12 protein-coding genes are annotated in these 14,035 nt (G+C 41.0%); all 12 read right to left on the bottom strand.

Going from position 1 to position 14,035, the window contains the following annotated elements; genetic code table 11:
* Positions 1-116 precede the first annotated feature (116 nt).
* The 12 genes from serA to thiH all read right to left on the bottom strand — a co-directional run bounded on the left by serA (position 117) and on the right by thiH (position 13,934).
* Positions 117-1,352: a phosphoglycerate dehydrogenase gene (gene serA / locus QZ019_RS06735; RefSeq protein WP_295483487.1), complete on the bottom strand. Its 1,236-nt coding sequence runs from the start codon at positions 1,350-1,352 to the stop codon at positions 117-119.
* Between the two features lie 57 nt (positions 1,353-1,409).
* Positions 1,410-2,519, bottom strand: coding sequence for a 3-deoxy-7-phosphoheptulonate synthase AroG (aroG, locus tag QZ019_RS06730; RefSeq protein WP_294567164.1), 1,110 nt, complete (start codon positions 2,517-2,519; stop codon positions 1,410-1,412).
* 324 nt (positions 2,520-2,843) lie between these two features.
* Positions 2,844-3,650, bottom strand: a complete 807-nt coding sequence (locus QZ019_RS06725) for an exodeoxyribonuclease III (RefSeq protein ID WP_294567165.1) — start codon at positions 3,648-3,650, stop codon at positions 2,844-2,846.
* 9 nt (positions 3,651-3,659) lie between these two features.
* On the bottom strand, positions 3,660-4,019 hold the full coding sequence (locus tag QZ019_RS06720; RefSeq protein ID WP_294567166.1) for an NINE protein: 360 nt from the start codon (positions 4,017-4,019) through the stop codon (positions 3,660-3,662).
* Entirely contained in the window at positions 4,019-5,419 is a 1,401-nt protein-coding gene (locus tag QZ019_RS06715) for an efflux transporter outer membrane subunit (RefSeq protein ID WP_294567167.1), read from the bottom strand. Before QZ019_RS06715 ends, QZ019_RS06720 begins: the two co-directional genes overlap by 1 nt.
* The gene (gene rfbD / locus QZ019_RS06710; RefSeq protein WP_294567169.1) at positions 5,403-6,299 is read right to left on the bottom strand and encodes a dTDP-4-dehydrorhamnose reductase; all 897 of its coding nucleotides are present in this window, start codon (positions 6,297-6,299) and stop codon (positions 5,403-5,405) included. The genes QZ019_RS06715 and rfbD overlap by 17 nt, the downstream gene beginning before the upstream one ends.
* On the bottom strand, positions 6,281-7,153 hold the full coding sequence (locus tag QZ019_RS06705; protein WP_295483483.1) for a DUF1848 family protein: 873 nt from the start codon (positions 7,151-7,153) through the stop codon (positions 6,281-6,283). The genes rfbD and QZ019_RS06705 overlap by 19 nt, the downstream gene beginning before the upstream one ends.
* Positions 7,143-8,414: a peptidase T gene (gene pepT / locus QZ019_RS06700; RefSeq protein ID WP_295483480.1), complete on the bottom strand. Its 1,272-nt coding sequence runs from the start codon at positions 8,412-8,414 to the stop codon at positions 7,143-7,145. Before pepT ends, QZ019_RS06705 begins: the two co-directional genes overlap by 11 nt.
* A 74-nt stretch (positions 8,415-8,488) precedes the next feature.
* Positions 8,489-9,718, bottom strand: a complete 1,230-nt coding sequence (locus QZ019_RS06695) for an RNA-guided endonuclease TnpB family protein (RefSeq protein WP_295483478.1) — start codon at positions 9,716-9,718, stop codon at positions 8,489-8,491.
* A 226-nt stretch (positions 9,719-9,944) separates the two neighbouring features.
* Entirely contained in the window at positions 9,945-11,270 is a 1,326-nt protein-coding gene (locus tag QZ019_RS06690) for an ATP-binding protein (RefSeq protein WP_295483476.1), read from the bottom strand.
* A gap of 278 nt (positions 11,271-11,548) precedes the next feature.
* Positions 11,549-12,583, bottom strand: coding sequence for an alcohol dehydrogenase catalytic domain-containing protein (locus QZ019_RS06685; protein ID WP_295483473.1), 1,035 nt, complete (start codon positions 12,581-12,583; stop codon positions 11,549-11,551).
* Positions 12,584-12,809: 226 nt separating this feature from the next.
* A complete protein-coding gene (gene thiH, locus QZ019_RS06680) occupies positions 12,810-13,934 on the bottom strand; it encodes a 2-iminoacetate synthase ThiH (RefSeq protein ID WP_294567176.1) in 1,125 nt (374 codons plus the stop codon).
* Positions 13,935-14,035: the final 101 nt, after the last annotated feature.

Raw genomic sequence — 14,035 nt, 5'->3', positions numbered from 1 at the left:
TCTAGTGTCTAATATAATAGACACTAGATCAGTAAAAACTCGCAACTTTTAGGTAAAAAAGGAGCTCAAAAATTGAACTCCTTTTTATTTATGTGCTTTTTATTCAAAGTTAACTGTTAATACAAAATGCGGCACTTTAAAGTAGCCGGGATCTGTTTTAACAACGGAACAATCTCTTCAGGAGTTTCTGAATGAATGTCCATAACTACATAACCGACATCCCCGGTTGTCTGCAAATACTGAGCCGCCACGTTAATATCTTTTGAAGCAAACACTTCGTTGATCTGACGCATAACGCCCGGCACATTCTTATGAACATGAAGCAAACGTGATACTCCTTCACGCTTTGCAGGAAGCGATACTTCAGGGAAGTTAACCGCGGTTAACGTAGATCCGTTATCTGAATACAACGCAAGCTTTTGCGCGACTTCAATACCGATATTGCACTGTGCTTCCTCAGTTGAAGCGCCAATATGCGGAGTCAAAATCACATTATCAAACTCACGAAGCGGAGATACAAACTCCTCACCGTTAGCTGCTGGCTCTTTAGGGAAAACATCGACTGCAGCACCTGACACTTTTCCTGATTTAAGAGCATCGCATAAAGCATCTATTTCAACAACGGTACCACGGGAAGCGTTGACGAAAAAGACACCGTCTTTCATCTTGGCAAAAGCATCGGCATTAATCATACCGTGTGTAAGCTCGGTCTCGGGAACATGCAAAGTAACAATATCGGCAGCGGCAAAAAGCTCATCAAGGCTTGCAAGCTGCTTGGCATTACCTAAAGAGAGCTTGTTCTCAATATCATAAAACACGACATTAAGTCCTAGGCTTTCAGCGATGATGCCGACCTGGGTTCCGATATGACCATAACCGATAATGCCTAAGGTCTTACCGCGCGCCTCAAAGCATCCCTTGGCAGCTTTCTTCCAACCGCCGCGATGCAGTAACGCATTACGAGCCGGAACATCGCGCAAAAGCTGCAAGTATTCGCCGGTAACCAATTCAGCTACAGAGCGGGTATTAGAAAAAGGAGCATTGAATACTGGGATACCAAGCTCTGCCGCAGCATCCAAATCAACCTGGTTGGTACCGATACAAAAACATCCTACTCCGACAAGACGTTTGGCGTGCTGTAAAACTTCACGGGTCAGATGGGTACGGGAACGAATACCTAAGAAATGAACATTTTCAATCTTATCAAGAAGCTCTTGTCCGTCATAAGCTTTTTTATCGTATTCAACATTAGTGTAGCCGGCATTTTTAAGCGTTTCTACTGCACTAGGATCTACGCCTTCTAAAAGTAAAATCTTAATCTTGCTCTTTTCAAGAGATAAAGACGGATGCATGAGACCTCCTAAGTCAAAGCCCTCCAAAAAGGAGGGCTTATTACGAAATAAAATCGATTAAGCCTGATGAACCTTACGGCGCTCCAGCACTGCGTTATTTAAAGTCTCAATGATTTTGACGGTATCATCAAAACCGACGCAGGCATCGGTAATACTCTTGCCGTATACCAATTCATCAATATTGCGTGACAATGACTGATTTCCTTCAACCAGGTTAGATTCAATCATCACGCCGAAGATGCGGCTGTCACCGGCAGCAACTTGCGCCGCTACGTCATTACCTACATCTATTTGCTTCTTAAACTGCTTTAAGCTGTTGGAGTGCGAGAAGTCAATCATGACTTTAGGACGCAAACCTGCTTTTACCAGCATATCGCATGCTGCATCAACATCAGCTTTCTTATAATTAGGCTCTTTACCGCCGCGCAAAATAATGTGGCAGTCTTCATTGCCCTTGGTATGCACGATAGCAACATAACCGAACTTGGTAACAGACATGAAAGTATGCTCGTGCTTAGCGGCAATAACCGCATCCATAGCAATCTTTACACTGCCGTTGGTTGCATTCTTAAATCCTACTGGGCATGACAAACCTGAAGCAAGCTCACGATGAACCTGTGATTCGGTGGTACGAGCACCGATTGCACCCCAGGAAATGAACTCATCAATGTACTGCGGCGAAATAGTATCAAGGTACTCGGTAGCTGCCGGCATACCCATTTCGTTAAGATCGCGTAAAAGCTTTCTTGCAATACGCAAACCGTTATTGATGTCGTAAGAGCCGTCTAAATCAGGATCGTTTATTAAACCTTTCCATCCGATGGTAGTACGCGGTTTTTCAAAGTAGACGCGCATGATGATCTCAAGCTGATCGGCATAGCGTTTACGCAGCTCCAAAAGGCGGGCAGCGTAATCAAGCGCAGCTTTGGGATCATGAATGGAACAAGGGCCGGCGATGACAACAAGGCGATCATCGCTATCACATAAAATATCGTGAAAAACTTTCCGGGTTCCTTTTACCAAATTATCGGTAAAGTCCGTTGCGGGAAATTTCTCAACTAAAGCAACAGGAGGTAACAATTGGTATATATCGCTCAATCTTGAATCAACGATCCCCTGTCGCGAATTCGGTGCCTGGGGGATCATTCTGCTATTCTTAAGGTTCATAAAAACCACCCTTTTTAATCTTCAAAAATTAGTTGAAATAATAATATCGCCAAGATGAAACAGAGTTTTGATTAAATGATTGCGCTGCCGACAGCGGCGCAAAACGAAGCACGTTTTCACATGGGAAATTTACGCGTTCCACGCTTTCTCTCCTTGGCATATTAATTAGGGTTGATAACAAAACGACCTCTCTAGGTCTTACTGTTAATATATTAAAGCAGTTGGCTTGAAATAAAGCAAGGCACAATGAATTGCATTAAAAAAGGAGCAATTAATGCTCCCTTTTTGTGCACAAATATAAAAAACGCACTTTTTCAATACATTTTAAAAGCTAAGACATAATCCTATCGGACAATGATCGGAGCCAAAAACGTCATTTTCAATCCATGCGTCTTTAATATTTTCTTTCAACTCTTCTGACACAAAGAAATAATCAATACGCCACCCTACATTCTTGGCGCGGGCTCTGGTCTTATAAGACCACCATGTGTACTGATCTTTTAAATCCCCGTGAACGTATCTAAAAGTATCAACGTATCCTGCTGCGACAAATTTATCTAAAAAAGCGCGTTCAAGCGGTAAAAAACCGGTGTTTTTAACGTTGGTCTTAGGACGAGCCAAATCAATTTCATTATGCGCGATATTAAAATCACCGCAAACAACAATGGGCTTTGATTCGCGTAATTTCTGCGCATACTTAAAAAAGCTGTCAAAAAAGGCCATCTTATACGGAACACGCTTGAATTCTCCGGTAGGCTTTCCGTTTTCATCCAGGATATCGGCTCCGCCGTTAGGAAAATAGCCGTTAAAGAAATGGAATTTTTCAAATTCAAGATGAACGATGCGCCCCTCTCCTTGAAATTCAGGATCGGGAAGCTCAATTTCATGTGATATCGGTTCTTTTTTAGAAAAGACGGCAGTTCCTGAGTAACCTTTCTTTACTATGGAAGAAGCAAAATACGCATGATAACCGTCAGGATCGGTAATGCTCGACGGCATCTGATCAACGCTTGCTTTAGTTTCCTGCAATGAAATCACGTCATAACCGCAGTTTGAAAACCATTTCCAATCTTCTTTGGCGCTGACGGCACGAATGCCGTTAACATTCCATGAGGCAAGTTTTATATCCATGTCTCTTTTTTAACCGTATTTATGTTTAAAATCTTCATCCGAGGTGAATAAATAGATTATTCCTTCAACCAGGCCCACTATAGTAGGAATTCCCGTCCAGCAAAACAGCAGATAGATAATTCCCCACAAAATTTTACCTAAATAAAACTTATGCAGCCCAAGGCCGCCGAACAACAGCGCCAGAATTGCCGCAATGATCTTATTCTTTTTAGCAAGAGGCTTGCCGCATTTAGGACAAGTAAGCGCATCCCTTGAACATAAATGTCCGCATACGGGACAAGGAATTAAATCCATTTTTACGAAAGGTCCCTGATTAAAAGCGGCGCTTTTTTCAAACGCCGCTTTATTTTCCAAAATATTATTTGCCATTAGATATTCTGCAGCAGATCTTCGATTTTCTCTTCTTGAGTATCACCGCCCAAGGCTACCATCAAGTCCATAGAGCTGTTTAAAACCATGCGCTTTGCATTTAAATATTTATCAGAAGCTGAACGCAAGGTATCGGCAGCATCCAAGAACTCGTTTAAAGAGCTTGCGCCATAGCGATAACGCTCTGAGTAGCGGTTGTAGTTCTGACGGGCAAGAGTATATTCATGCTCGGTCTTTGAAACTAAATTCTTGTAGTAAGTGATATTGCTTACCGCATCGGAAACTTCTCTTACGGCATTAATGTAAGTATTGACAAAATCAAGCTCACTGATGTCCTTTTGAGTCATGGCCTGACCTTTACGGGCACTAAGCTCACTATAGTTTAAAAACGGTAAAGTTATTGCCGCACCTAACGTACCTAAAGGATTTGCAAGAAAACGACCTAAAGTGCCTGTATCTCCTGCAGAAACTCCGGCACTTAACACAAATGTCGGATATAAAGATAAGGCCGCAACATCATAATCTGCATAAGCTTTTCTTAACAAAGCCTCACTTGCCATCAAATCAGGACGGCGGGAAAGCAATGCAGACGGGATCTCCAATTCAATATCAGGAACAGCAGAATCCTTTAACTCACTTACCTCAACATCCTTATCGGCAGTAAGACCTAAAAGAGCGGTCAATGCGGTACGGGCAAGAGCCAAATTATTCTTTCTTTGCTCCAAAGTCTCCTGAACCTGCAGATGATTTACCATTGCGGTATCGTAAGCAAGACCGTCTGCAGCACCTGCGTCATACATACTCTTAATGAGGGATAAACGGCGCTCTGAATCTTTAAGATCTTCTTCACCCAATTGCACTGCCTCTTTTGCATAGGCATACTGCCAATATGCGTTAGCGACCGATGCTATGGTTGATAAGCGCATTGCCCAATAGTCATAGGCACTAGCCTGCAGATTTTCAAAGGATGACAATCTTTCAGCGTCAAGACGTCCGAACAAATCAAGTTCATATGACAAAGTAAGATTAGTTCCCGAACTCTTGGTCTCGCTGTTATGATGCTCAAGACGGCGTTCAGCGCCGATATTGCCGCCGGCGCCGAAATCAGGCAACAAATTAGTATTGATTTCATCTAAAGCGTAACGAGCCTTGCGGACGTTAAGATAAGCTGACTGCAAATCAAGATTGGCATTTAAGGCATTTTCCACCACGGCGGTAAGCTTAGGATCGGAAAACTCGGTCCAGAATTTATCTGAAACGCGATTGCCTAAAAATTCAGCTGCGTTTTGATATGAATCAACTATAGCAAGCTGCGGACGCTCATAATCAGTCTGCATTAAAGAGCATCCTGAAAGTCCGATGATTAAAGCTAAAGAAATCGAACTAATTGTTTTGTTCATCAAAAAACTCCCCAACGGTTTCGGGTAAATAGTCCTGCCAATCAGGCAGTGCTATCTTAAAAACTTCATTAATCTTATTAGTATCAAGCCTTGAGTCATAAGGACGCACGGCTTTTGACGGATAGTCTTTGGCTAAAATGCTTTTAACTTCCATATCCTTTTGGATGAATCCGGCAAGTTTAGCGTATTTAAATACGCTTCTTGCAAACTCATCCCAAGTGGTTGCAGGATTTCCGGCAAAATGATAAATACCGTAGTCCTTAAAATCAGGTTTTAAGGCCTCATGAGCAATAACGCACAAAGCTTCAGCTAAAGCTCTTGCCGGCGTAGGATTGCCTTTTTGATCGCTTACAACTGAAACAGCGTCGTATTTCCCGGAAAGACGCAGCATGGTTTTCACGAAATTATTACCGTACCTGCCGAAAATCCATGAAGCTCTTACAATTACGTACTTACTGCAGCAGGCAATGATATTCTCTTCGCCCTCAAGCTTTGACTTTCCGTACACGCATTGTGCTTCAACAGCATCGTCCTCACGATGAGCTCTGCCGTTTTCTGAAGAAAAGACATAATCTGTTGAAATATGAATAAGAGGAATATCAGCAAGTTTTGCTGCTTTGGCTAAATATTTAGGGCCATAGGCATTAACTTCGTATGCTTTTACTCTTTCATCTTCGGCTTTTTCAACATTGGTATAGGCTGCGGCATTGATAATAATATCAGCCCCGCTTTCGGTAACGGCACTTAAAACCCGATCTTCCTGACTGATATCAAGAGCTTTATGATCACAAGAAATGACTTCGTCTTCACTATTTAAAAGACAAACTTCAAGCTCTTTGCCGACTTGTCCGTAAGCACCGGTCAACAGCACTCGCGCCATTTTATTTCCTTAAACGCATAACAATAAGCACAATTGAATTTACATCCGTGCTCTTGTCCTATGTCTCGTGATTCAAGGCATAAACAAAGTTTTCTTTGCGCCCTGTCACGACATAAACTACTATTTAATCTGTAATATTTTACCAGATACTTGCCGATACACCCGTCAGATTCTGCTCCTGCGACTGTAAAATCTGACGATTGTGCGCAAGATTGTAAAGTCATGCCGAATTTTTTGCCAATCTCCACGAGATTTTTAATCAGCATTAACTTTTCCTCATTAGAAGTTTTTATTACTTTTAAATATGCGGCATTTTTCTTAGCGTTTGGATAGCGGGTATCAACAAAAGAAAAAATCACCCTGTCACAATAACCACTAAGTTTTTGCGCAATATGGTAAAAGCGTTTTACATGTTCTTTTGCCGTTAACTCTTCATTTAATATGATCGGATCATAACGCCAGATCACAGCTCCTTTACCAAGTAATCGTACACATTCTTGAAAAAGCTCAATTCTGCAAAAGAGGTCAGGAACTTGCTCAAATCCCTCTTTTTCATAATCGTTTAAAGTGTACAAAAGCGCTGTTTTATAAGGAAGAGATTTTAAAAACGACGGATTTTTAAGAAAAACCCGCGGAAATTTTGACCATAAAACTAAAAGCTTAACTTCATCAAAAGCAATATAAGAAAGCTTTCGGTTAAACGGATTTACTTTTGAGACAAAAGGCGCTGACAAGAGTTTTAGCAGCTTGTCAGGCTCGCTTGGTAAATCGCAATTCCTTGATGCTGAAATAATATAAGGCAGTGCGGCTTTAACCTCACTGCCGTCTTGTAACGTCAAAAATTTATAACGCATCTAATTTAGGCATATTTTTAACCAAAGCCTCAACTACCGCATAAGATTTATGCAGCGAAGCTACGGGCAAACACTCAAAAGGTCCGTGACAGCACAATCCTCCGGTAAAAATATTAGGACAAGGAAGTCCTTCATTTGAAAGATTGGAGCCGTCAGTTCCGCCTCTTACAAAATTCTCTTTAACCAAAACTCCTGCATCTTCAAAAGATTTCCTGCAGCAGTCTAAAAACTTAGGATGCTGTTTTAATACCTCTTCCATATTGGCGTATTGGAAAGAGAACGTAATTGAAGCTATCTCCTCTCCGTAAAGAGAATTAAGCTTAGAAACTGCAGCTTGAAGTTTATCCTCAAGCTTTATTAAACCGTCTTTGGTAAAAGAACGGACGATAAATTTTATTACGCATTGTTCTACACCGCCTCTAATGTCATGAGGATGTACAAATCCCTCAAGGCCTTCAGTTGTTTCAGGTGAAGGGATAGAGGAAACTAAATCTATAAATTTAGATCCCGCCTTTATAGCATTGAGCATCTTGCCTTTGGCAACTGCAGTATGAACGCTGCGTCCTTTTATCGTAACCACGGCAGCATCTGCGTTAAACGTAGCTATATCAAACTCACCTAAATCACAACCGTCAACGGTTACGCCGTAATCACAATTTATTTCTTTAACATCTAAATGACCGCAGGACTTACCTAGCTCTTCATCTACTGAAAAAATAATAGTTAATGGTCCATGTTTTACTGCACCTGAACTTAATCGTTCCAGCAAAGTACATAAAACCGCGACACCCGCTTTATCATCTGCACCGAGCAATGTCGTTCCATCAGTCACTACAATATCATCGCCTAAATGATTTTTAAGCTCGGGACATATTTTGTCATCAATGATTAATCCGTTTTCAAGCTCTATCCCGCTGCCCGCATAATTTTCAACCAATAAAGGATTAACATTCTTGCCTGAAGCATCAGGGGCGGTATCAAGATGAGCCAAAAGGCATAAGCTTTTTACCTTTTCAAAACCGACACTTGCAGGAACCTTTACACAGACAACGCCGGTATCTTTTTGTTTTACATCAAAATTAAGTTTTTTTATTTTTTCTACAATAAAAGCGCCTAATTCAAGCTGTCCTTTACTTGAAGGGACAGTATTGCTGTCCGGATCTGCTTTTGTATCAAAACGCACGTAATCTATAAAATTTTTTAACAGCGGATCTTCATTAAGTTTCTGTGCTAATGCGTTTTTACTGCCCTTTTGATGCATTATTGCTCCTCTAAATCTTAAGCCCAGACAAATCAAGATTAATCTTGGCATCAACTATTTTGTTTTGCTGTGACTTACTCCCCACCTTTCAGAAGGTGGGGCTTCTTCACGCTCAAGACTCCTTCCGGAGTCAGTATCAACGTGCTATCCCCGTTAGCCCAACGGTTCAGATAATTTATCGCTTCCTGCTTGAGATTGGCACACGCATTTTTATCGCGATTATGCAAGGCGCCGCAAGACGGACATACCCATTCTCTTACAGAAAGGTCTTTAACTTTAGAATTGATATGATGGCATACAGAGCAGCGCTGTGTACTGGGAAAATTCCAACTTACCTTCACCAACGCCTTGCCCTGAGCTTTTAGTTTATAGGCAAGAAACCCCCTGAACCTGCCAAAGCCGTTATCATGTATGCTTTTGCCGAAGTTTAATGCCTGCGCCATGCCGTGCAGATTGATATCTTCAACCGCAACAGCATCAAACTCATCGGCAACATCACGTGACAGATTGTGCAGAAAGTCATTGCGCCGATTGGCAATTTTCTCATGTATCGCGCCGACGCGGTGTTTTTGCTTCCGGTAATGATTGGAGCCGTACTCCATGTGCGACAGTCTGCGCTCTTCTTTGGCAAGCTTCTGCTCCATCTTGCGATACCAGTGAATGTCTTCAGCCTGAATATCGTATCTGCCGGAAGCGGATACGACTAAATCCCTCATGTTGTAATCAAAGCTTTCAACATCTTTGAACTCAGTTACCGGCTGAACTTCTTCCTGCATCACCTCATATGTCAGAGCTGCAAAAAACTTCCCGCTTGCCGTCTCCTTGACGGTGACATGCTTTAATACCGCTCCGTCCGGTATATTACGGTGCCGTATTATTTTCACCAATCTAAGTTTCGGCAGCTTTAGATAGTTTTCGGTATCTCTTATATGGATTAATTCGATATTGTTATTTACTGCATTGGTAGTATAGCTGCGCCTTTCGTTCCTTTTAGCTCTGAATTTGGGAGTCTTGCCTTTAGCAAAACACTTGCTGCAGGCCCGATTGACGTTAAGCTGTTCGTTGGCTAATGCCAGCGCATCAACTTCTTTTAAGAAACTGTTCTCCGGGATTTTTTTAAAATGCGCAGGGGTAGTGTTCTTGAATTTAACTCCGTCTAACACCTTATTTGATTTGATACGCTCATCAAGCAGATGATTCCACATCCAGCGGCAGCAGCCAAAGGTCTTCCAAATTAAGACCTGCTGCGCAGCATCAGGATATATCCTGAATTGCAGGCATTTAATTACCTTCACCTGTGCCACTGTGTTTAATCCGTTCCTTGCCTTTTAATACCTCTAATGAGGCACCAACAACTGTTATCAGACTATAGCTTTTTGACCAAAAGAATTCTTTCCGCAATATTGTATGATTTCAGGAAATTTCTTCTTAACCACACGCGATGAAGCGCTTTTGTATCTGTCAATTTTTGTGCTCCGTACTGTACACTGAAGACAGAAAAAAGGCAACCGGATGCCATTCATCCCCACCCTAAAGAGGGATGGGACTTCTGTCATAATTTGTTAAAAACATAATCATATACCAAGGCATATACAAAATATTTTTATCTTTTTCAACGTTCCCTTGGCAAAATACGATAGCCTTCTTTAGATTCCACTCTTTTACTTTCATAGTATTATTAAGAGCCGTATGCTGCTTATAATCATTGCCGGATTTTATTTCAACTAATACAACCTCCGTATTTTGCTGTAAAACAAAATCAACTTCCCCTACATTTCTTTTATTAAAATATCTTAATGAAAAGCCATTGCTCTTTAACTGCTGTGCAAAAACATTTTCCATAATACCGCCGAAATTTACACTTAAATTTCCGCGCAAAATTTCAAATTGGGTATTTTCCGTTCCCATTGCGCACAAAAGACCGGTGTCATTTAAATAAAGCTTAAATAAACGTGATTGTTCATTAATTTTAAGCGGTATTTTAGGTTCGCTTAAATTAAAACACGGCAAAGCCACACCTGCATCCTGCAGCCAGACAAAAGCCTCTTCGTACTGACGCAGGCGTGCATTTTTATCAAGAGACGCCAATTGGAAACGCCTATTTTTAGCATCTAACTGTGAAGGAATTTCATCAAAAATCTTCGTGATCTTATTCGGATCTTTTTGCGCGTATTTAATAATATCCTGACGATACTGAGACACAATATCTTGCTGCAGTGCTACTACTTTTCCTATATCTTTAGTTTCAACAAAAGTTCGTACGGCATCCGGCATTCCGCCCACAATCATATACAACTTAAACAAGTTAAGCATAGTATTATGTATGATTTCTCTAACCGCTGTTTTCCCGTCATAACAATTTTTAAGGTAGGCAAAAATTTCAGGCTGCTCTGAATTTGCAATGCAAAACTCTTCAAAATCCATAGGATACATATAGAGAGTAGATTCATATCCTACCGGTAATGAAGGTATCGATTTATAATTAACCCCTAAAAGAGATCCGGAACAAATATAATCAAAACGACCGTCCTCTACCAAAAATTTTAAAGCAGTTCTGGCTCTGGGGCATTCTTGTATTTCATCAAAAAAAATTAACGTGTTGCCTAAAGTAAGAGATTGCCTTAAAAAGGCAGTCAAATTCATAACTATCGTATCTGCATCAAGATTTCCGTTAAAGATATCGATAACTTCAGGGGTTGTAATGAAATTAATTTCAAAAAAATTCTCATAATTTGCCCTAGCAAATTTACGCACAATATACGTTTTTCCTATTTGCCGTGCTCCCATTATAAGCAATGCTTTTTTATTCTTCTCTTGCTTCCATTTAAGTAAATTTTTTTCGATTTTTCTATACATTTACAACACCTAGCGATTTTGTCTTTCACGTTTTGTAAATAATTTTACTTAATCAAAATCACGTTTTGTAAATAATTAAGGAGATAATTTTCACGTTTTGCAAATAAAAAATCTTTATTTTTTCACGTTTTGATTCTTCACCCTATATTTTTCTTTTATTCTTATATGCTTTAGCTATGACAAAATACGCAAAATGAAGATAAGAAAACCCCGCTTAACGTGTTTACATCAAGCGGGGGCCTAATTTTAAACGTCTTAAACTTAAATATGTTTAAGCTTTAAAACTTATAAAGAACCTTAATTGCATTAGGAGACATAGCAGCATTCATGCCATCCATGCAATCCTTAGCATCAACAACGTCAGTAATAATTGAGCTCGGATCAAAAAGATGATTGTTCAATGCGTTGACGGCTGCATCAAACTCCTCATAGAAGCGGAATACAGAATGCCAGACAAGGCCCTTATTCAAGAACGGACCTAAATCCTGCGGTGTACGACCGGTAGGATACATACCGACCTGAGACAAAACGCCTTCAGGAGTAATCATTTTCATCAAAGTCGTGCAGGCCTGACCGTTGCCGGTTGCATCAAGACCTGCGTCAAAATAACCTTTATGTTCACAGAACTTAGCTACCTTTTCAGGCTCCTCTAAGGTATTGCAGACATTTTCAAGACCGGCTTTCTTACATGCTTCAAGCGGAGCATTGCGCACGTCAAAAACAGTAACGGATTTAACACCTAATGACTTTATGGCAAGAGCGCACAAAGTACCTACTGGACCTGCCCCCATTACCGCTACGTTTCTGCCCATGATATTTCCCAAAGCATGAGCTCCGGCAAAGGCGACGCTCAAAGGCTCGGCTAAAGCGGCAACTTTAGGATCGACATCTACAACCTTAAGGCACTGAACTTCTTCAGCGACTGCGTATTCGGAGAAAATACCGGGAGTATGAGGCATTGTAGAAGCTGAGCCGAAATGAGTGGCGTTTTCACAATATCTATACATACCTTTATTGCAGAATTTGCAATGCCCGCAGGCAAGAGCCGGTCTGAATACCACCATATCGCCTTTTTTAACGCTTTTTACATCAGCTCCGACTTCTTCGACGATACCGCTGCCTTCATGACCTAAAACAAAAGGATGCTTAACTTCAAAGCTGCCGTTTGCACCTAAGGAATAATAATGCTTATCCGATCCGCAGATACCGCCGTACAACATTTTGACAAGTACCTGAGTACTCTTGGTAATAGAAACATCGGCAACATCTTCATAGCGTAAATCATTTTTTGCGTGCAGCACTATAGCTTTCATTTATTGTTCTCCGTTATCAGATGAATTTTGTGTATTCACATTAACTTTTTTATCTTTTTTTATTTATTTAAAGTGCTGATATTTTGAATAAGATCACAAAGAATATATATTTGCCCAATCTGTTGGACAAATTCGCACTTTTGATGAAATTAATATAAAAAAATACCCTGAAAAACAACGGCGCTTTTCAGGGTAAAGCCTATTTCAAAATTTTTTAATCAAATTTTTACACTGCCTTAAAATAGGAAGTTGATGCATCATGGAAAACTGCCTCAAGACCGTTGCGATGCAATGCATCAACCACAGCGTCAACCGATCTGTCGTCATTGATTTCCCATTGAGCAAGATTCTTTCCTTTATGAGCATAACCACCCGGCTCAGTTGAAGATCCGGCACTAACCGCTGTAATACCCAAAGGAATTATCATGTCGCGAAAATCCGCGCTTTCACGAGTTGAAATGGTCAGATCAAGCTCATTATCAAAAATACGCCATGCGCAAATTAATTGAACCATCTGCGGATCCGACATCGGGAACTGCGGTTCATAACCGCCGGCGGCAGGACGCAGACGCGGGAAGGATACGCTTAATCTGCTCTTCCAATAATGCTCACGCATATAAAGAACATGCATAGCAACAGCGCAGCAGTCAACCTTCCAATCATAAAGGCCTAAAAGAGCACCGATTCCGATCTTATCAATACCGGCAGTTCCCAGGCGATCAGGTGTTTCCATGCGATAACGCATATCCATCTTCTTACCGGCCAAGTGATTCTCTTTATAGCACTGCGGATGATAAGTCTCCTGATATACGGAAACTGCATCAAGTCCTAAGGTCTTAAGCTCGGCGTAATCCTCGGTATCAAGAGGCTGAACTTCCATCTGCAGATAAGCGGCGTAATCCTTAACAATCGGTAAAACCTGACGGAAATAATCCATACCGCCGCGACGATCATTTTCTCCGGTTACAAGAAGAATATTCTCATAACCAAGCTTATTGATGGCTTCGCACTCTTCCCTGATTTCATCCAAGGTTAAGACGGTTCGCTTAAATTTATTGGCAGATGAAAATCCGCAATATTTGCATTTATTCGTGCAAAGATTGGTAAGGTATAAAGGCAAATACATATTGACCGTTCTGCCAAAGCGTCTTCTTGTTAGCTGCATTGACATCTGCGCCATATCCTTTAAATAATGGATACGGGCATTTTCACTAATCAAAGCCGCAAAATCTTCAACGTCAAGCGGTCCTGATTTGCTTAAAGCGCGCTCAACATCTGCGTCAGTACGGGAATCAACCAACGGTCTGAACTTATCGATATCAACTTTTGAAATTTCATCAAAAAAGCTCATTTATTTCATTGCCTCCGCTAAAAACTTTTCCATAGGAGAAGTTGCGCGGGCAGTGCTGCTCAATCCGGCAAGACCCGCTTCATATCCCATACGGCCTGCTT

Origin of the sequence: uncultured Succinatimonas sp. (genome assembly GCF_905203285.1) — a bacterium.
Classification (GTDB): domain Bacteria; phylum Pseudomonadota; class Gammaproteobacteria; order Enterobacterales; family Succinivibrionaceae; genus Succinatimonas.
Note: the sequence above shows the minus strand (reverse complement) of the source record. Positions and strands in the feature narration are given on the sequence as shown.